Origin of the sequence: Paenibacillus sp. 1A_MP2, from assembly GCF_052244825.1 — a bacterium.
Lineage (GTDB): Bacteria > Bacillota > Bacilli > Paenibacillales > Paenibacillaceae > Paenibacillus > Paenibacillus vandeheii.
Genome location: NZ_JBQQCS010000005.1, coordinates 224,622 through 245,930 on the forward strand (window position 1 = coordinate 224,622; position 21,309 = coordinate 245,930).

The 21,309-nt window shown below is 39.4% G+C and carries 27 protein-coding genes; 2 read left to right on the forward strand and 25 right to left on the reverse strand.

What is annotated here, in order from left to right:
• Positions 1 to 58: 58 nt before the first annotated feature.
• Both ACTWJ7_RS35785 and ACTWJ7_RS35790 read right to left on the reverse strand, forming a co-directional pair.
• Positions 59 to 946 carry an ATP-dependent DNA ligase gene (locus ACTWJ7_RS35785; protein ID WP_443146631.1) on the reverse strand — a complete coding sequence of 296 codons (888 nt, stop codon included), beginning with the start codon at positions 944 to 946 and terminating at the stop codon, positions 59 to 61.
• Between the two features lie 187 nt (positions 947 to 1,133).
• Positions 1,134 to 1,658 carry an S-layer homology domain-containing protein gene (locus tag ACTWJ7_RS35790; protein ID WP_443146632.1) on the reverse strand — a complete coding sequence of 175 codons (525 nt, stop codon included), beginning with the start codon at positions 1,656 to 1,658 and terminating at the stop codon, positions 1,134 to 1,136.
• A 113-nt stretch (positions 1,659 to 1,771) separates the two neighbouring features.
• Between ACTWJ7_RS35790 and ACTWJ7_RS35795 the strand changes: the two genes are divergently transcribed.
• Both ACTWJ7_RS35795 and ACTWJ7_RS35800 read left to right on the forward strand, forming a co-directional pair.
• Positions 1,772 to 2,050 (forward strand): hypothetical protein, encoded by a 279-nt coding sequence (locus tag ACTWJ7_RS35795; RefSeq protein WP_443146633.1) that lies wholly within the window; start codon positions 1,772 to 1,774, stop codon positions 2,048 to 2,050.
• Positions 2,051 to 2,422: 372 nt separating this feature from the next.
• Positions 2,423 to 3,127, forward strand: a complete 705-nt coding sequence (locus tag ACTWJ7_RS35800) for a hypothetical protein (protein ID WP_443146634.1) — start codon at positions 2,423 to 2,425, stop codon at positions 3,125 to 3,127.
• Between the two features lie 222 nt (positions 3,128 to 3,349).
• Here ACTWJ7_RS35800 and ACTWJ7_RS35805 read toward each other — a convergent pair whose 3' ends face one another.
• From ACTWJ7_RS35805 to ACTWJ7_RS35915, 23 genes are all read right to left on the reverse strand, one after another.
• Positions 3,350 to 3,922, reverse strand: coding sequence for a hypothetical protein (locus ACTWJ7_RS35805; protein ID WP_443146635.1), 573 nt, complete (start codon positions 3,920 to 3,922; stop codon positions 3,350 to 3,352).
• 443 nt (positions 3,923 to 4,365) lie between these two features.
• On the reverse strand, positions 4,366 to 4,629 hold the full coding sequence (locus ACTWJ7_RS35810; RefSeq protein WP_443146636.1) for a helix-turn-helix domain-containing protein: 264 nt from the start codon (positions 4,627 to 4,629) through the stop codon (positions 4,366 to 4,368).
• A gap of 170 nt (positions 4,630 to 4,799) precedes the next feature.
• Positions 4,800 to 5,093, reverse strand: a complete 294-nt coding sequence (locus ACTWJ7_RS35815; protein WP_289389336.1) for a hypothetical protein — start codon at positions 5,091 to 5,093, stop codon at positions 4,800 to 4,802.
• A 128-nt stretch (positions 5,094 to 5,221) separates the two neighbouring features.
• The gene (locus ACTWJ7_RS35820; RefSeq protein ID WP_443146637.1) at positions 5,222 to 5,461 is read right to left on the reverse strand and encodes a hypothetical protein; all 240 of its coding nucleotides are present in this window, start codon (positions 5,459 to 5,461) and stop codon (positions 5,222 to 5,224) included.
• A 72-nt stretch (positions 5,462 to 5,533) separates the two neighbouring features.
• A complete protein-coding gene (locus ACTWJ7_RS35825; RefSeq protein WP_443146638.1) occupies positions 5,534 to 6,493 on the reverse strand; it encodes a hypothetical protein in 960 nt (319 codons plus the stop codon).
• A gap of 113 nt (positions 6,494 to 6,606) precedes the next feature.
• Positions 6,607 to 6,948 carry a hypothetical protein gene (locus ACTWJ7_RS35830; RefSeq protein WP_443146639.1) on the reverse strand — a complete coding sequence of 114 codons (342 nt, stop codon included), beginning with the start codon at positions 6,946 to 6,948 and terminating at the stop codon, positions 6,607 to 6,609.
• 101 nt (positions 6,949 to 7,049) lie between these two features.
• Complete coding sequence (locus ACTWJ7_RS35835; RefSeq protein ID WP_443146640.1) at positions 7,050 to 8,048, reverse strand: hypothetical protein; 999 nt, start codon at positions 8,046 to 8,048, stop codon at positions 7,050 to 7,052.
• Positions 8,049 to 8,102: 54 nt separating this feature from the next.
• Positions 8,103 to 8,840 carry a hypothetical protein gene (locus ACTWJ7_RS35840; protein WP_443146641.1) on the reverse strand — a complete coding sequence of 246 codons (738 nt, stop codon included), beginning with the start codon at positions 8,838 to 8,840 and terminating at the stop codon, positions 8,103 to 8,105.
• 19 nt (positions 8,841 to 8,859) lie between these two features.
• The gene (locus ACTWJ7_RS35845; RefSeq protein WP_443146642.1) at positions 8,860 to 9,576 is read right to left on the reverse strand and encodes a hypothetical protein; all 717 of its coding nucleotides are present in this window, start codon (positions 9,574 to 9,576) and stop codon (positions 8,860 to 8,862) included.
• Positions 9,577 to 9,628: 52 nt separating this feature from the next.
• A complete protein-coding gene (locus ACTWJ7_RS35850; protein ID WP_443146643.1) occupies positions 9,629 to 10,015 on the reverse strand; it encodes a hypothetical protein in 387 nt (128 codons plus the stop codon).
• A gap of 648 nt (positions 10,016 to 10,663) precedes the next feature.
• Positions 10,664 to 11,386 (reverse strand): metal-dependent hydrolase, encoded by a 723-nt coding sequence (locus tag ACTWJ7_RS35855; protein WP_443146644.1) that lies wholly within the window; start codon positions 11,384 to 11,386, stop codon positions 10,664 to 10,666.
• A gap of 13 nt (positions 11,387 to 11,399) precedes the next feature.
• Positions 11,400 to 13,355 carry an ATP-dependent DNA helicase gene (locus ACTWJ7_RS35860; RefSeq protein WP_443146645.1) on the reverse strand — a complete coding sequence of 652 codons (1,956 nt, stop codon included), beginning with the start codon at positions 13,353 to 13,355 and terminating at the stop codon, positions 11,400 to 11,402.
• 89 nt (positions 13,356 to 13,444) lie between these two features.
• Positions 13,445 to 14,089: a hypothetical protein gene (locus ACTWJ7_RS35865; RefSeq protein WP_443146646.1), complete on the reverse strand. Its 645-nt coding sequence runs from the start codon at positions 14,087 to 14,089 to the stop codon at positions 13,445 to 13,447.
• 14 nt (positions 14,090 to 14,103) lie between these two features.
• Complete coding sequence (locus ACTWJ7_RS35870; protein WP_024634259.1) at positions 14,104 to 14,484, reverse strand: PadR family transcriptional regulator; 381 nt, start codon at positions 14,482 to 14,484, stop codon at positions 14,104 to 14,106.
• Between the two features lie 20 nt (positions 14,485 to 14,504).
• On the reverse strand, positions 14,505 to 15,023 hold the full coding sequence (locus ACTWJ7_RS35875) for a hypothetical protein (RefSeq protein ID WP_443146647.1): 519 nt from the start codon (positions 15,021 to 15,023) through the stop codon (positions 14,505 to 14,507).
• Positions 15,024 to 15,056: 33 nt separating this feature from the next.
• Positions 15,057 to 15,614: a hypothetical protein gene (locus tag ACTWJ7_RS35880; protein WP_443146648.1), complete on the reverse strand. Its 558-nt coding sequence runs from the start codon at positions 15,612 to 15,614 to the stop codon at positions 15,057 to 15,059.
• A 648-nt stretch (positions 15,615 to 16,262) separates the two neighbouring features.
• The gene (locus ACTWJ7_RS35885; protein WP_443146649.1) at positions 16,263 to 16,577 is read right to left on the reverse strand and encodes a hypothetical protein; all 315 of its coding nucleotides are present in this window, start codon (positions 16,575 to 16,577) and stop codon (positions 16,263 to 16,265) included.
• The gene (locus ACTWJ7_RS35890; RefSeq protein ID WP_443146650.1) at positions 16,574 to 16,972 is read right to left on the reverse strand and encodes a hypothetical protein; all 399 of its coding nucleotides are present in this window, start codon (positions 16,970 to 16,972) and stop codon (positions 16,574 to 16,576) included. The genes ACTWJ7_RS35885 and ACTWJ7_RS35890 overlap by 4 nt, the downstream gene beginning before the upstream one ends.
• Before the next feature lie 55 nt (positions 16,973 to 17,027).
• A complete protein-coding gene (locus ACTWJ7_RS35895) occupies positions 17,028 to 17,216 on the reverse strand; it encodes a hypothetical protein (RefSeq protein WP_443146651.1) in 189 nt (62 codons plus the stop codon).
• Between the two features lie 247 nt (positions 17,217 to 17,463).
• Positions 17,464 to 18,510 (reverse strand): TIR domain-containing protein, encoded by a 1,047-nt coding sequence (locus tag ACTWJ7_RS35900; protein ID WP_443146652.1) that lies wholly within the window; start codon positions 18,508 to 18,510, stop codon positions 17,464 to 17,466.
• 247 nt (positions 18,511 to 18,757) lie between these two features.
• Complete coding sequence (locus tag ACTWJ7_RS35905; protein WP_443146653.1) at positions 18,758 to 19,126, reverse strand: hypothetical protein; 369 nt, start codon at positions 19,124 to 19,126, stop codon at positions 18,758 to 18,760.
• Positions 19,117 to 20,013 (reverse strand): replication initiation protein, encoded by an 897-nt coding sequence (locus ACTWJ7_RS35910; protein WP_443146654.1) that lies wholly within the window; start codon positions 20,011 to 20,013, stop codon positions 19,117 to 19,119. Before ACTWJ7_RS35910 ends, ACTWJ7_RS35905 begins: the two co-directional genes overlap by 10 nt.
• 892 nt (positions 20,014 to 20,905) lie before the next feature.
• Positions 20,906 to 21,304 (reverse strand): hypothetical protein, encoded by a 399-nt coding sequence (locus tag ACTWJ7_RS35915; protein WP_443146655.1) that lies wholly within the window; start codon positions 21,302 to 21,304, stop codon positions 20,906 to 20,908.
• Between the last annotated feature and the right edge of the window lie 5 nt (positions 21,305 to 21,309).

Genomic DNA, 21,309 nt, shown 5'->3' on the forward strand with positions numbered 1-21,309 from the left:
ATAGAATTCGTTATAGGTACAGGTGGGAATTTGTTAGTCTCACAGGCTCCGCACCTCGTTATGCTACAGTCAAATCAACTAGTTCCTCTATTATTGGTGATCTTAGTTTACCATCTTTGGTAAAGCACTGAAATCGAACTTTGCAACTTAAAACTGGTTCAAGATAAATCCAATTCTTATTCTCATTTCTTACAAGTTTCTTAGAAACATGATGAAACTTAGATAGTATATCTCTATGTGGTGGAAATTCAAGTACCCCCACGTATTTACCATTCAATTGTAGTCCCCAGCCAAATGCTCCTTTTCGAGTTGCAGAGACCTGGCAAGTTACATATTGATATGCCTTTATTTTTGTAATTACATTCTTGGGTCTTGAATTTAAAAAATATGGCGCATCACTGTTGTACTGAACTATGCCCTCTAAGCCTTGTTGTTTTACTCCTAAGAAGAGCTGGAGACCATCATCATACAAAGGTGTTATGGATATTGTCTCAGATGGGGTTAACAACGTCTGAAGAAGTTCACGCCTCTTATCAAATGTCATGGTTGTTACCGACTGGCCATCGACCCACAAGACGTCCCATATCGGAAAATGAGCTTTTAAGGTTTTACAGATTGATTTGACGGCGGTAGACTTTTTCGTGTGAAAACGGGTCATTGCATCGTCCCACCAGATTTTCGGTGGCTGATCTGTTTGCTGAGTAACATCAAAAGCGATGCATTCTCCATCCAGGATGGCCGTTTTAACTGATAACTTTATTTCTTGAAGCTCCGGAAAGCGTTCTGTTACTTCAGTTCCATGTCTTGTATATGCACGTACCCTACCATTATCGTAGTGAATTAATATTCTAAAACCGTCCCACTTAATGCTGGACTTCCAATCTTTTTTAATCTCACCAGGTACTAATGGCTGTAATAACATTGGTTTTAATGGTTTATTTAGCATAAGCAAAAACCTCCACCCTAAACTTAGCATGGGAAGTATAAGTGATTCCATATGAGATTGTTGGGTTGATTGAGAATTATGTACAGTAAATGTTTCATTCGATTCCAGTGATATTTTTAAAATTCCGAATCAACCTTAGAGAGTATTGCTTAACCTGGCGTTCCTGTTGTAGTGTCACGCATTCAATCTAATCAGTCATTTTTTTGTGATGCTTGTTTGATTCACTTTGAAATGAATTTAAATGATCACGTAAACAGTAGGTCATTACAACTGACGCAGCACGTGTCAGTCCGTTTTTGTGATAGAAAGAAATGCCCGGATACCCTTTACGAATTTCTGTCTTCCAATGCCCATACTGAAATGCAATATCCGAATCATCAGAGAAGTGTTGAGCTGTAGGTGGCGGTGTTACGCATTCCTTAACCAACACATTGACCAGCAACTCTGCTGCTTGTTCTCGATTAACTACAGCATTCGGTCTGAATTCATTGCTATTAAATTCTTTTGCGATACCGTTAACAATAGCTACATCTAGTTCATCTCTACACCATGCAGTCTCTTTGACATCCTGGAACGGTATTGTGATGGATCCGACAGGACTAGCATTTAAAACACGTACAATTTGCTGCAAATGGTCCAAGATGCTCATCAAGAAGAGTTTTTCAATTAGGATGAACAAATACGGAATTAAAATGTTTGAAATAATTAACAAACTTTTCTACTCAAGCGGTGTTTTTATTTGTATAAATGAAAATATCATGACTATTTCGTAAATATTGGCTATATTGTATGAGTAAATCCAAATATAACCTAAGGAGCTGCCCCATGAATAAGAAAATGATTCTTTGCCTTGTTTTACTATGCACTTTTGTTATCAGCTGTGAGTCTAATTCCACTGAAGTAAAGAATGAACCATCTATAAGCAACGTGGTAGACAATGATAAGAACAATAAAGATGTTTTCAGCTACGAGCAATATACTACCTTAGTACAAGACTTTGCTGAGAAGGTCCAGATCCCCAATTATGAAATTAAAAATACCCCCCTCATCAAGAGCCTCGTCCTCGTAGAAGAGGAACTAACTTTTGATAAAAACAGTCGCTAACTGTGGAAGGTAACAAAACCGATATGCGGCCCACTCAACAAATTTTCATGTATGAAAATAAAGATCAATCTACCCAAATTCAAATTAGAATAGGTTTCACAAAAAATTATCTGGATGAGGACTTAGTAATTTGGGATTCATCAAAGGGATTCGAGGAAACTAATACAGAATTGTCTAGCAAAACCGATGTTGCAACATATCTCTACAAGAATCTTGTAATTTCTATTCTTGTAAATACGGAAAAGGATGCAAGTATCCCTACAATGAGGAACGCAATGCATGAAATTGTGGATTTTTTAAACAATCATTGACATATATTATATAATATAGTAAATTATGATAGAAAGAAAAAACACGAAAGTAGGTACCTAAATGAAAAAGAAGACTTTAATGAAATTGTCTATCCTTTCAGTCCTATCTCTTACGTTGTTGACACCACAAGCAGCTTTTGCACAAGACGGAATTCCCGCCGATATACAAAAGAAAATTGATGAGAACATTTCACAAAGTGAGTTTAAAATCCCGGAGAATAGAGCCTGGGAAACAGATATGAATGGTAACACAGTAGAAGTTACACCTTTAAGTAAGCGTATTCAGACTATGGCCCCGCCAAATGATGGTTATATTTATTCCTTTGAGAAATATGACCCAAACAGTGTCGCTAAAAACTGGCGTTATCAAAATATGGGGACATTCCGTGTAGCAAATACTAGTCCTGGTAACACAACAGCAACATATACACAACAATCGACCAATACAGCTACTTGGAATGTAACAAGCAGTATTAAAAATTCTGCTCAACTAAAAGTTGGTTTCTTGGCTGGAACGAGTCTTGAGATGGGAATTCAACTTTCAGATGCCAAAACATATTCATCCGGTAAGACCTATGGTGTATCAAAAACCATTCCAGGGAATACAACCATTTATATGACCAATTACGCGGTAGGTGTAAATACGGCTGGTAATCTGGTTTATAAAAAATATGCTCCAGGCGGTACTTCTCAAGTGGGAATTTACACTGAGCAAGTAGGTGGAACAGTTGTAAGTATTCCTGATGTTAACATTGAAATAAACTAACGAAATTCCATCCTGATAACCAAAAGGCCACTTTGCTTATAGCAAGGGGCCTTTTGGTTCAATTTAGCTGATAACTATATTTTTTTAAAGCCGAAAGCGTTCAGTTACTACAGTCTTCCATGTGCTTGTGTGCACGTACCCTACTATATTAATACTGGCCTATGATTGGGTCAGCCGTTGCATTATGAGAGATTCGTTGAAGGTCAATCAACCAACATATTTTTAGAATTTCAATTGCACCTCGTATTTGTTTTCCGGAGCTAATAAGAAGAGCGTTCTTATTTTCTTGTATTTCTTTTTCAATATCCTTGAATATGATACCATCACAACTTTTTCATAAATTATTCCGGTTCCGGTCTGTTCAAAATTAACTGAGACTATCTCTTGAAACTTATCATCTAATAGCTGATCTAAGATTCGTTGGTGAGTCTTCATGCGGTACGTTTTCTTTGTATTTCGAGATCCTTTTTCGAGTGCTTCTATAAGTTCTAAAACAATTGATTTAAGTTCGTGACGATCTAGTGTACCTTCTGGGAGATTCATGTGAAGAGTTTTCATAAATCGGTTCATTAGCACATAGGTGGTGATTTTCTTATAGACAAGTCGATCGGCTACGCTTACAACGAAAAATAAGAATGAAAGTAACACTAGATCAGCAGCAGCATTAACATTAAATCGCAGAAGAACAATAAAGCTACATAAACATAATGTGATCCATAAAGCCCAGACATACTTTGCTTTAATAGCAAATCGAATAGTATCACTACATAACTTAAATAAAACTAATTTGATCATAATAACTTCTCCTCTTCTATAATATATAGATTCATTATAGAATTTTTAAAAATTGAGATGGGTTAAAAATGGTTCTATACTGTTTGAGTCAACATCTTGATTCGTTGAAAGAATAAAAGATTAGGAATACATGATCTGATTTTGAGATTGTTTGCTCTGTATCCCTGTTTTCAAGGGATTACGTCATACTGGCTGCTGTCATATCATAATTCATAACTTGAAATTCCTAGGCCGTTGCGGACCTTCGCTACTAGAATAAAAAAGCCGCTAAATTTAAGCGACTCCAAGTGTTGCTATCTTCTAAAAACAAAAACACCTAGATTTACTAGCTACCCCAACCGTGACCACACATTAATATAGTTCCTTTATGGTATCTTTACGTTCCTGTAGCTGTTTATGTACTTCAGTAATCACAGTTGAACGTATAAGTGTCTTTAATTCTATCAAATCAATAGTGACTTCTGGTTCAGGGGAGTGTACACAATGGACTCCGCCTTACCTAAAATAAACCAATTCAAAGTAACATTGAAATGCTCACATAAAGCGATAGCCATATCAAGGGATGGTCTATGTCGATCTTTCTCTATATTGGAGATTGAGGCGCTCGTGGTGCTTTTATATTCTGTTATGACATTGCTACCCTGCTCTCGAATGGGTATACGCATAACTTTAGCTAAACAGTCCATGCTATCACCAATTGTGTCCAAACTGGAAGCCCTCCTTGATTAATAAAGTAATTAACTTTCAATGTAATAGCGTTCGGATTATAAGTCAACAAAAAGAGACTGATTAATTCAGTCTCCTCTGGAGAGTCTCTGGGTTAGCAGGTAAATAACCGGGCAACTCACTGATGAAACCATACGAAAGATTTTTTAGATCAAGTGATCTGCCGCAGCTTATTATTATCTAATTTGGGAGTAGAATCATAATTTTCTTCTTTCCATTCATAAACCCACTTGTCCATTTCAACTATATGTGACTTCTTCTCCACCCTTGCCAGGTGAATCCCCTCGACCGTGGTATCAATAAATATCCCCTGATCCAATGCTCCGACAAAGTCTTTTGCTTCAATTACATACCTTTTGTATTCAGCATTACATAAATCGTAATCTCCAATACAAATTAAACCCATTTCGTTGTCGTAAACTAACCAAAGTCCTTCTTTGTCCATCCAACTATCCCCCAGTAAGTAAATATAGGCGATCATTTTTCATGTTTACTCAGGTATTTATAAGACCGATTCTATCTCAATTGATAGGTAATATAATCTAACCTCCAATGATTCCAACACTATACTATCTAAGAAATAAGGATGAATAAAGTTATCAAGCCCAGCACACAACAGCCTAGAAAAGCTTTTGGTTGATTAAGGTTTTCTTTAAACTTCAGAATCCTGAAAAACGCAACACAACCAGCAAATATAAGAATCAAATGTTCAGTTTTTTCTGGAAATAAAATAAGACCTGTAATGCCCCATAAAGATAAAACTAAGTAATACAAAGCAAATGCTAGAAAAGGAATTTTATTGATAAGGTTCATTTGAAAATTTCTCCCGTCATCATGTTCTACATAAGTTGTTGAATCCATTGGTATCTACGAAGTTGGAACTGATTACTCCTTGAGTTTGGTATCATTCTCGAGTACGATATTTCGTAGGACGGATTGAAGTTCATCTTGTCTGAAAAGTTCCATATCCATAATCTCTTTATCATATCCACACCATGTTTCCCAATTGAGAAAAAGATCAATTTCACATATATCTGGATCATATTCAATAATCTCTACGGGGTTGTCATACAACATGAGAACTATGTCCATAACCTCGTCTTCCGACATTCCATAATGCGGGTCAATGTCAGAAGCTTGCAACTGAATGTAAGCAATTAAAAATTCCATGATTTGTGGTTCAATAGATGAATTCATTATGCATATGGTGTCTTCAAAGCCGTAGGTGTGTGTCAACATATATGCATATAAGGTGTGTGAGTTGAGTTTTTTCTTCTGCAATACCTCATGTAATCTATTTTCTCTGGTATCTATACGTTTCTCAACTTGTTCTGACTGATCCGATCGTTGAGAGGGTTCATTTAGTGCCGCCACTCCTTTCCAATCTTCAAGAGTGAAATTTCGTCCTATTACCGTTCGTTCAAGTGAGAAAATACCTTCTCTTTTCAAAATATTATCTTGGAGAGATATATTATCGTCGTGCTTAAACGAGGCAAGGGTGTTTCTATTTAGCTCAATCTCTCCTTCAACTAAAGCCGCAAAAGGAACGCCGCTTTGCAATGCAGGATAAACTTGAATGTCCACCAATTGTAGTTGGATACAGTATGGTCCCTGAAGATAGACCAATCTCTTTCCGATAGTTTGTTGGATAATGGATTGAATACTAACTAATTCACCGGATATAGTAATTCCAGACTGAGGTTTATATAAACCGAAAACAATGTGAATTTCGTCCTTTTTGTGAGGAGCGATCTCAATCAAACTATTGGAACGTTGAAGGTATTCAATTTCGGAAACATGCACCAAGTGCTTGCTGCCATCACGATCCATTACTGCGTATTCCATGCGAACTCTCCTTTGTTATATGGTACAATTAAGTTTGAGGTTCATAGTCATACCTGGCAACTACACCATACATGCCTGTATGCAGATGTTGATTACCAACGATGAAGATTTAATTACTTCTCAGGTATTACAATAAAGGGCCGAGCATTGAGGATAATTTCTGAATTCGTATTTACTGGTTTTTGGCCATCCCCTCTATCTTCATGTGCTCTGAGTTGTTCTTGTACGTTTCTAATAGCCCGCTGAAGCTGACGTATTTCTTCTTGCAGTTCCACAGGTACATCCGTATATTCCAGGACCGTTAATCCCCATGATACGTGATGAGAAGCATTTCCGAGATGCACTAACGATTGAAAAATATAGTCATCCTGCTTACCGAGTTGCTGGAAATCTTCATAGTTTGGTTGATGAGCTGCGTAGCTACCAAATGGCTTGTCTGAATTTAAATCATTCATCTATTATCCTCCTTGATGAGCCAGTCAAACAAATGACGAGCTTCATATTGTTTAAATATTGCAGGGCAATAGTGTCCAGATACTGATAAGATAGCGGCTAATCAGTCCTCTGTGTACCATTCATCATCTTTTCGTAACTCTCTAACCGATTCATGTTGAGATTCACCGCCACACTCCGGACAGTTTTCCCAGCAGATGAGGAGGCTGTCTACCCACTTATTGTTACAATTAATGCATATCCAGGGCATAATTTTAGTTATGTCCTTTCCCTCTGTTGTACAATTGTTTTCTCCACCCACATCCAATTCACCGCCTGCAGTCATCGATTTGACCTTCAGCAAAATTTGCTCAGTTTTTTCATGGAGTTCCTTCACTATTCCATCTAAATACTTAAAATTGATAACCCATCGACCATCTTGATCTGATTGACGTGGGAATTTGAACATAGTTCTTTCTTCAATCTTCATGTGCTGCTGACTGATCCCAACATCTGGTGAATTCTTCCGCTCATACTCGTTCCAAACAATCACATGGTGCGAATTCTCGGGCTCGTTCTCGGTACTTACAAAAGATTGCTTTTCAATTCTTGCAAGTACTATGCGTCCCTCGCCTTCAGATCCATGAGAAGAAAACTCGTTCTTTACTGCCTCAACTTGCCCCTCATACTCTTCAGAAGCCTTGTTGTATTCCGCCACACACATTAGGCCTTTATGGTTGTCCCACACCATCCATAAATCAAATGTATTCTTGGTCGACTGTACTGGCTTAAATTCTTTCTCCCAATCTTGAGGATGTGATACCTCTATTAGTGTCATATAAGCAGCCGTAGCCCGCTGTAAAGGTGTTGCATCTAACAACCAAGCGATACCTTCCGGCGCCATATGACCTTCCACACTGTAGAATATGTTCGCCTCCATCAGGTTGGATAAATTTGTTACATAACTCTCAGCGTTTACTTGAAGGGCCTTACTTTGAATTTTCAGTGAAGCGGAACACTCATAGGTGTAGCAGGGTTCATCATATTCATCCATACCTTCAAATGAAGTCAACTCGGCAAGCGCCGCGTTAAGGTGTTTATCCGTCATGGCGTTTATATTCATGTTAATTCTTCCTCTCCTAAACCTTGAAAATTGAGCTGTGCTGCGTATGTCCAATTAAATCTGCGATCGTATTGACAACAAATCTGGCTTAAGTCTGTAGTGCCTCTTCCCGCCGATTAACATACATTCGCACCATTCCGATTCATAATTTGATAGCGCAGCAGCAAGACTGTTTTTTGGCGATGAGTAATGCGTGCTGCACTTCTCCAGTAGATCCGGCAGTGACACCCATCCATCCTGGCATCTTAAGTTTGCACGTTCATGATCATAGCGGTCATGCATCCGTTCAAGAAATTCCCTGACCCTGAGCATAGTAGTGCGGTATGCCGTAACGTGACCGCCTTTGTTGCTTCCTTCATCCGGTGAGTGGGTCAAGTGGTACTCCGTTAGAGCTTCGCGTAGAATTGGCTTAATTTTGCGGTTTAGCTTTGCTCTAATGACGTTGTGTACCTTTTCCTCTGTTACATATAAAAGACCTATCCCATACATTTTCATAATCTCAAGCGCAAGCTCTGGCACAAAGTTACTTATGAGCTGACCGTGCACGTATCTTACCGGAGCAGGGACAGCAGCGTAAACAAGGTTGGCGTGTTCCCTCCAACCTACACACTGGTCCAGTAAGACGAGAGAAAGTGATGTTTTAAGTTCAACTACCGTATCAACTGGACCATGTAGCCCAAGCAAGTCGGCCCTGCGGAGCGTTCCCCTCTTCGGCTGTACCTCTGAGAAAACAGAATTCCCTCCATATTCAAGCCAGGATTTCACTGGCAAGAACAGTTCAGTCTCTTTCATTCTCCACCACTCCTTCCTGTTATAAGGACTGTGTTTGTATTGAAGGTTTTAATTCTCTCGCGGCCAAGAGTTCATCTACCCTCATCTTGAAGTCTTCTGCAGCAGCATCGTGATGATTAGCGGTATCTTCAACTTCAGGGAATAGGTGATATGTAAGGTCATTAATAAGGTCGTATCTTGTAAGTCCTTCTCGCCGGTAGGCCTTTATATTATTTTTGTATTTGTAGATTTCCTCGATACCTGACGCTAACCAGATCTCCAGAAGCGTCCGTTCCAGCTCTATTGTTGATTTTCGTGAAAGAGCATTCTTTGCTTCTTCAAGTTCCAATCTGAGTCGATTAGCCTCTGCTTGTGCGTCAAGCATTTCGCATAGATTTTCACCACGTTTAGATTTATAATCTCTCAGTTCTTGAATAGCTTTGTCCCTATCCATTTCTGCAGTGGACAGATCCGTAGGTCCATTAATTGAAACTTGGGAGTTTGATGCATTCTCAGTTAATTTCTTATTCTTAACAATGACTTGTTCCAAGGTTAGGAATATTTTCTCTAATCCGCTATTTGGACGAACTAGCATATTCTCAATACCGCTACCTGGACAGATTGTAATTGCAGTACTCGTGCCTTCAGATCGCCCTGTATAGTTAAATAGTAATTGATCGCCTGCCGTCCAGAGTAACTGCCCGTCATCGATTAAATCGAGTACTTTATAACTCTGGTTATCTAAATTCACACTCATCTTCAAAACCCTCTTCCTGGAATTTTTTTTATTGTGCTGAAGTCGTACTAGATTACAATTTGTTTGCGGTTAAGTTGTCAGATACATCAATGTCCCAATGATGCAATTCTCCAAGAATTTGTCGCTGCTGTACGTCTGTCATTCGATCCAGTTTAGTAAGTAGCCATGTCACTTGTTCATCTGTTGGTTTATTCTGACCGAGTACATGACATCCTGAATTCCCCTGTTTGTCCACCCATGGTAGGCATCCAAACTTTATGAAATTTGGTACCTTGTTAGTGTCACCTTCAAAAAGCTCTACTTTGTATTGCTCCACAAGCCTCACAGCCAGGTCTTTGTGCTCCTGATAAGCACACTCGTGAAATACACCATCTGGTGCGAGAAATCCGGAAAGCCCGTTATAGTCTCTTGGACCACGTCTGACTCTATTGGCTTTCACCGCTACTGAATTGGCTTTCTCTCGAATCTTCGTTAAAACTAACTTGTCATCATTACTGAGGTGCGTCATGATAGTCTAATAAATTGAGTATCCAACTTGCTTCTTTTGTCGATAGATATACTTGTTGTCCCATACGAGCGTCACTCCTTTATAAATTATTGACTCATTGCAAGTTGCCGTTAGCTTTTCCGTGCTCTCTACTATTTTCCGGATGGAGAGTTAATTCTGCATCCGGTCTAATTCCTGACCCCTATTCCAACGTGTTTCCCAGTTTATTAGGATCATCGTAGAGGTACACTGGGCCTTCCCAGTAATACTCGCACCGTTCACATTCCCGTTCCACGTACCAACAGCCTAATGACTGATCAAAAGTCCACTCCTGCTGTTTTTCACTGCACGAACAATCTGTGACCATTTTACGGGGAGGGGGAGGCTTACTATAAACCTTAGGAGTATTGAGTGCTTCGATAATAGGTGCCTTTTCCGACATAGCTTTTCTGCGCTTCTTTTTCCAAAACCACATTTCTTTCACCTCATAAATTTTGATAATGGTGCATCTGCCGGAAGTGACCCGAGTAAGAAGATGCTATAAGGGGTTTGTGTGAAACGCCCCCGGTTGCAAAACAGGAGATATTCGGGGTGAATCCTTTACAAATAAATTTGGAATCTCCCGGTGTAGAATGTAATAACTAGAATGATTACTGTAAGACCAATACATGCTCCTTCCACAACCCTTCCCCAGCGTGAACCGGTACTCATGAGATTAACCTTTAAACGATACTTAAATGGTGGAAGTGGGCGTATCCCCCGGTTCGTGAGGGAATCTGCTAACAGATGTAGAGCATAGGATAAGCTGCCCCCAATCCATATCGCACTGCTTATTTCATGTGAAGCAAAATATAAGATGGCTGCCCAGATGCCAAGTCCGTAGATGGTGTGGGTGAGTCCCCGGTGTGGAAGAAAGACACAAACCACAAGTAAAGCACCAATAATGTAATTCCAAGGGGCGAGACCTTGGCCAACTACGATCAAACTTGTACCGATCCCCACCATGCACATGTTCCGGAGTGTGCGGAGGGGGAGAAAGGAGAACAGTCCAATTGCGATCGCTATTCCTATATTCCACGGCCAAGGCATGACACCGGAAAAGAAGACGACTGGACCGGTTGCAATGAGTAAGAGCTGCAGAAGACGTATGAGCCCCTTTGGCAGTGTTCTTGAGACGATTAAAGAGTTGGGTTCATCAATATCCGGTAATAGCGCACTTATCCCTGTTATGAGTATGGCCGGAATAGTAATAGGCTGATTGAGGATAGCTAGCGCGGACAGTGTTAGTCCTGTGCTAATGACAAAATGGGATCGTCCCATCATTTGAGTTGCCCCCTTAACAAGGTAGAATATGTACCAAATCGGACACGTTACGCGAATACTTGCATGTTGGCAAAGTCTTAATTATCATCTTTCCGTACCTTTTGGTGTACATACGATTATCCAGGATGATGACAGCCCCTTGGCACTGCATGGATCGATTCAAACGTCCGAATCCTTGCTGAAGTTTGACCATCATCTTGGGAAACATATAATCGAAGAAACTGCTACGTTCTGCCTTTTCTATCACAGCAAGCTGTGCTTGGATTAAAGGTTCATTGGGCATAGGAAAAGGTAGCTTTACAATGACAACGGTCGTCAAAGCATCTCCTGGTACGTCTACGCCTGTCCAAAAGCTAGAACATCCTAGCACCACTGTCCGAGGTTCCGTCTTCAGCTGCTTAATAATGAACTCCCGATCGCAACCAGGATACTGAATCAACAGATTCAACCCACTCTCGACACAGAAACTTTCTATGGATTTCGCGACTTGGTTCATGGTTTCAAAACTTGTGAACAAAACAAGCATGCGGCCACCGGTATACATCAGGATCTCTTCTAACTTTTCACCGAGGTACGTGTTGTAGTTAGAGCTGTTCGCATCTGGTGCGTCGTCCGGACAGATAATCATCGTTTTATTCTTATAGTCGAAAGGGCTGTCAACGATAATGCTACTGTAGTCATAACCTTTAGCCCCAACACGACCAGCGTAGAATGCGAATGTTTTACCATTGGATGTGATCGTAGACATCGTGGCACTGGCAAGAACAACAGTCACTTTATCGAATAAACCTTTAGACAAGACAGCTTTTGGATAGAGCGGAGCTGCATGGAGTATAAGCTGGCCTCTGCTCTCAATCGTGGCCCAGTATGCCCACGATTTCCTTTCATTTGAGCTAATGAAGTCTAAGTCATCGTTCGATTCAAACATGCGCTCTAATACGTCTGAAACGCCTTTTAAGCGATAGGATTTAACCTTCTCGATAAAAGCACCGAGTGTGCTAACGACTTCCGATACCTCAATGCCCTGGTTCATCAGTTTAAATGCGATCTGTTTACCATCCTCGTTCTTCATGTGATCACGTACATCTTGGTACACATCATCAATCTGTTTTTGAAAAGTTTGTCGCAGTTCATTCAGTTCCATTTGTTGATCCAATCCGAGTGAATTTACTGAGTTGCGTTTATATAGGTTTTCAAATAAGTTTTCGAAGTGTTCTACACTGACTTCTTTCTCGAAAACTTTGCAGCATACATCCTCAATTTCATGAGCTTCATCAAAAATGACTGCATCATAGGGCGGTAAAGAGCCATTTCCGCCGGTTTTCTTTCTCATTTTCAAATCATTAAAGAAATATGCGAAATTGGTTACGATGATATGGGCTTTTTGCATCTGTCCTTTGAGTACTTCAAGCATGCAATTGTCTGGTTTGGAGGTGGCGGGACACCTGGATGCACTAATTTGCCGCCAAAGTTTGTCCTCGACATCAAACCCAAGCTCGGTACGTTCTCCAATCCCATCACGGCTCATACGGGAATGTATTTTTTGGATGACTTTTGCATCCTCATCCGCACTTAAAAGTTTTTCTTGCCACAGTTTTTCTACCTTTGTATGACAGAGGTAGTGATCCTTGCCTTTTACCAATTGATACTTGAGTTTCATGTTTTCCATTTCTAAGATGCTTGCTACTCGGGGGAGTTCAACATTAACGATTTGTGTCATGAGGGGAATTGTGTGGGTACAAACGATGACTGTTTTTTTGTTTTGAATGGCCCAGCGTGCAGCGGGAGTTAAATAACCCAATGATTTACCGGTTCCCGTTCCTGCTTCACAAAGCAAATGTTCACTTTTCTCAAGCGCATGTCCTACTTTTGTAGAGATCATGATTTGCGGAGCCCTGGGCGTATAACCATTTATCATTTTAGACAGATGGCCATCTGCCCCAAATGCGCGTTGAATGAAATCGTCCAATTTACATCATCCTATCATATATATTAATATACTAATATATTAACAAATTAAAAGCGGAAAGTATTCCTTTCCACTGAAATTGTTGCTGCTTATGTTTCAAATTTTTTCAACGTATCCTTATTAATCTTACGCTTCAGGTGGTTTGGTAGATGTCCAAAGCAGTAGGTCATTTTTTCACGATTTAAATTGGGGACCTGACTTAGTAGTTCCCATTCATCTGCAGTGAGCACTTTATTACATACTAAGCATGTACGATTAAATGCTTCTTTTGAAAGTACGACTGTGGTTTGATTGCTAGGATTCATATGTTCCAATAAGTGCTGCAGAGCAGGATTACCAGCCCAATCGTTCTTTTTGTATGGAGCCAGATCGCGCCAACCCATTTGATAAGTATCTAAGGCGGTAAGATAGGCTTCGTTCACAGCCTGGTCTACAGCAGTAGTGATATTTTTTGGATCTGCAGAAGGATCGCCTGGAATGACGGCAAAGCCATATCCGTCTCTGTAGTGTATGTCAATTTCCACACGCACAATAGATTTTACATAGCGAAAAGGAACATTTATTTCAAGTTCTTTGATTTCTAAGTTCCACCGGCTTTCAGTTGCTGACTCCACCCGATCGGTGTACACCTGGTTCGGTATATATGGTCTATTGTTATCACTGCGAAACTGAACTGTACCATTGGCAAAAGTACGTTTCAGCTCGGCTACTATTTCTTTGTAATCTCTTTCCAATGGTATTCGTCCCTTCACTCATATTTTTTCAATGTGGACTCAAACGCCTTATAAACGCGTAATGCCAATGAGACCCGGTCTGGAAGATCTCGCTGAAGCTGTTTGAAATATTCAATACCAGACTCCGTGATTTCATAATAGCGGTAATAACGGTTCTCGCTTTCCCAATAACTATGAGCATGGCCTTTTTCAGCAAGCTTCTTAAGCCTTTGGGTGAGGTAGGAGTCGTTGACTCCCACTCCCTTCAATGTTTTGGTAATGACTTGATCGAGCTCTTTACCGAATCTCCGTCCGGATTGTAACTCGGCCAGAACTAAAAAGTCGATAACTTGCTGAACTTTGACCACATGCCCTAAGGATGACTGTTTATCAATTTTGGTTGTATCTTTGCGCATGCAGGCTTGCCTCCTTTGTTTTATTGAACGAGTTTTTTGAAGATCAACTTCATGAACTTATCTGATTTCTTTTCAGGAAACTGATCAATGAATTCTTTAAGAATGGTAGTAAAGTCTTCAGAATCTCGTGCAAGCCAGTGTAAATACTCTTTGATAGTAATCTGCCAGATCGTGTTCTGAGCCACATAAATGGGCTTTTTTTGGTAGTGCAAAACAAACATTAAACTAACTAAATTGAGCAAAGCAAAAATCGCTATGAAACCAGCTGAACCAAATTCAAAAAACAAATTATTTAGAACTGCAGTACAAACTAAAGATCCAATGGTTGCAACGATGGTAGAGGTTGTGATGTAAAAGTCAATGATCTTATGCAGTTTTTCTGTCTTGGCCAGTTGTTCCATGCCGTAGTAGCTAAACAAGACCAGGTTCTTAAATTCAATTTGGTTCGAATCTGTCAGACCACTCATGTACTCAGTGAGTTCAGCCTTACCTGGATTCCGTTCTAAAAATTCAAGATATGTTCTGAGTTTGAGAGACACATTCAGGTCTCCTTCCGGTTTGAGTTATGAGCATTAACGTAACTGGGGATGCTTGGCAGTATACACTGCACCACCCTGATGATACTTCTCCAATTTAATGACCATATCATAGTACTTTTGTCTTCTAAAAAAGCTTGGACCGAATGTATCTCTGTAGATCACATGATTTGTTGCTAGGGTACCTGTGCAACGCATAGAAGTAAGCATCTCAGTGATTCGGTCGAATTCTGCACCTACATCATCAACTACAAAAAAGTCTGGAGCTTTAACGCTACCTATTTTTAATACATCACTCGCTGCATAATCGGAATCTAAATTAATTGCTCGAGCAACCCGACGAACATCCCAAGGGTGGATATTTCTCTCATTATATGTTGCATTCATCCCATTTCGATAAAGGTAACCAAAATGGTGTTCCGGATCAGTCAGTAGTATCAAGTCCTTCAGCAGGGAGGTCTTTCCGCTGCCCACTGGCCCGGTAATGAGGATGTTCCGGTATTCTTCAATGTGTTCTACAATTAACGAAAAAGACGCTGGATCAAAATTCCATTCGGCAAGCCGTGCAAGGTTAGAAACGGGTTCAATTTTCAATATGTACACCCCTTATAAAGTTGTTTAACGAATTGGGTAACTCAAGTATACCACAAACTTACGTGTTTACAACTTACGTGTTAACACGTAAGTTAATTCCGCTTTTGCATCATTCCCCTCTATCTTCGTATCTCCCCTCTCCCTTTAAACCCAACTGTTCTCTGTATCTAGATTCGTACTCAGAAACAGAACAGCAAAATTAGTTACTCTATCCGTATCTATTCTTTTGCTAAGTACGTATCTATATCAGATCAGGAATTCTGATTCTATATATGAACAAAGTAACAATTTTCGATAGAATGGGGGCGCGGCTGGATCGCGAAAACCGGGTCACAAAGGGAAAACCGATCTGGAAAATAATGTAACTTGGTTCATGATAGATTATCTACCTTAAGGGAAACTAAATCCGCGCAAATGGTCCCCGTATGAAGAGACAAGGTACTAGTGGAGTGAATCTGAAATGAACGTCCCAAGGTACAGTAACGAACGTACGTATACGTATAGTGATTCAGATGCCGTAACAGGGACCTCGCTGTCATGTAGCCGAAGAGACACATTAGAAAAAAAATGATGCGTGTAAACACGTAAGATTAAAACACGCAAGTTTATCTCTCTGCTGCTGTGCCACATGAAAAAATAGAGATCTACTTACTGATCTATTGTGATGACCCCGTCCGGATACCTATGAAATTCTTCTATAAGTACCGAAAGCCATAGTACAGCGATCCGGTAAGTGCTCGCTGTATTTAAGAGGTTGAACTTCCTGTGTCGCTGAGATTCAGCAAGCAACTTTTTTAATCCGAGTTTAAGTGTTGGCAGCACCTCTATCGAGATTTTTCCATCCGATTCATAAAGAACCTCATATACTCCGGCTTCTTTCCACATTCGATTTAGATTATGCCTGGTGTGCTTATCATCCGCATTATTTCCATCTTCAACGGTTAACCGAATATCCAAGCTCATCTTGTTCCTCTTTTCTCGTTGATCACATCACTCATCTTATTTCGTAATTCTATTATATGAACCATTTTCTCTCTAATTTCGTTATTTATCTCGGGTACATCAGGAAAAACTTTATCACCGTCCAAATAGCAATCAAGCTCGCTGCCATTGTCAAATCTTACTGTGAATGATCCATCACCCACCCATCGGGCAGTATACATTTCAATTGATCCATTAGTACATATGGACGCTTCTGCAATCGCATCATTCAGCGGCTTGAGCACTTTTTCTAATCGTTTAACCGGCCAAGAAGGATCAAATTTCTCACACTCTTCATTCATACAGATCCATCTTGCTTCTCCATACTGACCTTCTCGCATGGATGAGCCACATAAATCACAGGGTTCAATAGTCATTTTTATTCTTCCACCTTCCCATAGAGTATTTCATTACAAAAACAAGGTTCACGCTTCATGGTTTGATGTTCCCTTCCTTATTTACAAGCTTTGGCTGTTCACTCTTGGCCACGATCTGGCGCTTCTTGTAATCTTTTAAAATAAAATATGCCACTATGATTAACGCGATCGGAATTCCATAATTAACTACCATATAGAACACTAGTAGTGTAAATAGCCATACCATGGCAGTAATCTCGTTCAATTACAGGCCTCCTTTGTGCGAAACGATCAGACTATTTAATAATATAACGAATAAGGATCAATTCCAATATATTAATTAATATATTGGAATTGATCCGACCTTACCTTTGACTTTATTGACCTTCATAATCAGATCAAAGCTTATCCATCAGTCTGAAGTTATTACAAAGACAGCGAAAATTACTCATATGAACAATTGGGAATCACAAAAAGGCCGCATAAACGCAGCCTTCTTATTAATGAATCAATTAGTCCAGTGGATAAATTTCAATTCCAAACATAATACTCCAAAATGGGGAAAATTGAAGACCAAATCGATCTCCTGGATACTCCCGTTTAAATTTTGGTTCGAGAGTATAATCAAAATTGCTAATTAGATCCCTTATCTTATTAAGTTGATCTAAAACCCTAGCCATATCTGGATGCTCATCATCTATGTACCATCCATTGTCCCACAAAACCCTCCCTTCTCTTTTTAAACTATCGAGCTTATTGACATCATACTGGTCTGATACAGTAAATGCCGTGTCATTGTACGAATAATACAGCACGCTTTGAGCTAGTCTATTAAATGGTCGTACAGCTTCTCGTACCTCATCCGCAAGCTTTAGTAATGTTTCCCACTCGTTTAGGTTAGCATCATCCATTGCCTGTACTTCTTCAGCATCTTTCATTTTACGAAGATATTCATTTTCTGTCCGAAGTCTAGTCAACTCATCATCTGCCTGTGCAAATGCTTGTTCTGCCGATTCTTTCTCTGTTCTTAACTGCTTTACTAATGCTGGTGAAACAATTTCTTTTGCTCTCATTTCTATAATAAATGGTTCAAGATAATCGGTCTGAAAGACTTCAGCGCGTTTTAAGAAACGGGTCAAATTCGGGTCTCTTCCAATTTTTCTTTTGTTGAATGAATCAAAGATTCTAGTAAGTCCATCCCGAGAATCTAAAGTGATGACCTGAATCACTGATCTGTAAGGTGTAGAATCTAATGCTCTGTAATCAAGTGGAGGTATGATAATAGGGACAAGGTTTGCATCGTTTACCCAAGCAGCACCCAGTTCACATAAACAAAAATCACTATCTAAATAATTTGGTGTTATGATTGCGATGATTAGGTCCGCATCTTGCATACTTTCCCGGATTTCTTCTACCCAATTTTTCCCTGGATTGAGCTGCTCGTCAGACGTATTAAAGAAATTGTCCCGCACAAGATTAAATTGATTCTGAAACAGGTCTAGAAAGGGAGTTACTAGATCCGCATCTTTTACAGCATGGCTTACGAAAATCTTTGTCAAATTCAATCAACTCTTTCTTAATTTTTTTAGTTGAGGAATATCAGAAATAGCCCAGAAACAGGTTTGTAGTATTTCTATTTACACTTAAACCAGTATCTAAAATCTGAGGATGTTGTATTTTTACTATCTTTCAACACCAAAGTTCTCTGATTCCTATATCAACGAGCTTTGAACAATTATACTATTTTTAATATAGTTCAACATCAAAAAATAAAAGCGTTCCACTTTTAGAGGAACGCTTTTTTACCTAACTCAATTCCAATTGTAACTGAGAATTATTTTGAACAGCTAAAAATGTAAAAGCCTCTTTAGCCCGGTGGTGGTAAAAGTCTTCGATTACCAGAGGTCTCTTATTATGAAGTAGCCGTTGCTCTGAAGCCTTGTTTATCTCTTGCATTATCTTAGTAAGCATTCCACGAATTCCATCTTGCTCCGTTTCCATTCCTTCTTTGATACACTGATCGTGGAAAACAATATATCTTCCAATGCGGTCATTTAACATTCGGATAGAGGTTTGTATGTCATCATCATCTTCCGGATCAAACACTCTTAGTGCATCAGCATAATTTTCTTCAATAGCCCTTATGATGTATCCAGATATATTACTCACTTCCATGTTACGCTTTTTTCGTACACATATTTGATGTTTGCCCGTATGTGTTCTTCGCCATGTTTAGAAAGTAATTCTTTAGCGAGTTTCTTTTTAATTTCAAACCGGGCTAAAAGCTCAAGCGTATCTTCCTTATCAATGTATTCCTCATCATTAAGGCTAGCCCGTTCTCCTTTATGGTTAGGGAAGATATGGAATACGATTCCTATCACCTTTGCACCACTTTTAATCTCTTCAAAAGTAAATCGTATATCTGTTTTGGCTTCGAGTTCCACCTGAGATGAAAGAAGTATCCGGTTTTTGAGATGGCTATACTTTACATACTTCCCTTCTTCCAGCTCCAGTTTGTCCCGCAACTGTTCCATGGTGAACTTACGCTTTTGCAGAGGCAGGTACTGTTTAAGTAGCTTGTACAATTTTGAAGAGTAGAAACTCTTCAAATAGAGTACATTCCATAACTTGAATTTAGTGAAGTTCTGATGGAGTTGCAGTAAATAAGGCCGCAGCATCTCAGAAAACTCCAGCTCAATCATGCCCTTACCATGATAATATCGTGCAGCAGCAAGCCAGTGTGCAGATAAGGTGGAATTCATGCTTCGTTCCTCTATTACTACTTTCTTGTCCTGGAGGCTATCGATGATCTCCCAAACCCGTTTATAGAAGTTTTTCTCAGTTAAGCCCAGCTTCTCAGCAATATCCTTCACTCGGAAGTGATGTGTCTTGAAACTCGTATCTTCCGGATGAATCCGTGAGGCTAAAATATATATCAATCGTTCTTCATGTAAGGTTAAATTTGTCCGTGCTTCAATCAATGCATTGGACTCGGAGACAATGTAGTGGTCTGAGATCGTATCAAGTTCAAATTCAAATTCTAACTGGTTATCCTCACCCATGTTATTATCCTCACTATATCTTTGATAATTAGATTGTATGGTAGTATCAATGTATTAGCCACTCCTTTTCTTGTGGCCTTTCTGTACTCATAAAAGAGGGGATTATATTTGAAATGCCACATAAAAAGGAGTTTGTCCTTAAAGAAAAGACCCAAACAACACCGATTTTGAAAAAAGGCCACACTAAAGGGAGTTGTTTTCGTTAAAATTGTGGATAACTCACGATAATACTCCTTTATATGTGGCCTTTTGCCATACATTTCTCCTAAGGCCACATATAAAGGAGTTAATTTAGAAAATATCCACACATCGTGCTTTATCTCTTATGCTAAGGAAACTACATTGCGGTTATCATCTTTATAGAAACAAACTGCCACACCAAAAGGAGTGAAGTATGTAACAAAGCTGAATAAATTACCTTATGAAGCGATTTATTTAGCTTAAAGTGCCACACAAAGAGGAGTATCGGGTTGCTTTATCCCCAACATTTGCTAATCGTTCACTACCCTACTCCTGTTAATGTGGCCTTGCTTATCCCTTACGTGTGGCCTTTCACTCCCTTTGGTGTGGCTTCTTAGGAATTGTATGTGTGGCCTTTCACTCCTATATCTGTGGCCCTTTACTCCCTTACATGTGGCATTAAAGGTCCTTCAAGCCAGTCGTGGCCTTACTCTATCAATCTCTTAAACAAGCAAAACAATAAAAATAAAAACTAAAATAATAAAAATATATATCTAAAGAAGAATAGATTCCGATAAATCCTAAGTCACCCTTTTCGTGTGGCCTTTCATACAATTATCACTCTTACCACATGAAATACAGCTACATCTTTTAGTACTTTATGCTTCAATACATAGGCTTAGAATCAATTCCTCAAACTTCATAATCAACATTAGATGCCCTGTGGCCAACAAAAAGTTTTCTCATTCAGGTCATTTGTAGCTGTTTTTAAACCATACGATCCATCACTCACCTCAATAATTCGAAGGCAAACAGAATGAACAGCATCTTTCCATTCATTATTATCAACAAGTAACTCTATCTTATTTTCAAGTTTATTAAGAGCTTCGCCAACATTTTTAGCTTGTGCTGCTGGAATCCACGATCCTTTATTATCTAAATACCATTCAAGCTCAACTGCTTCAATATCTCCACCACCTGTAATATCACGTAATTGATCAACATATGCTGCAGGGCCAATCATCGCCCACACGTCTCCCCCATAACGAGCTTCCCACACTTCTAACGTCCACCCATGTGAGACTAACTGATTAATAGCAGTAATATTCATACCTA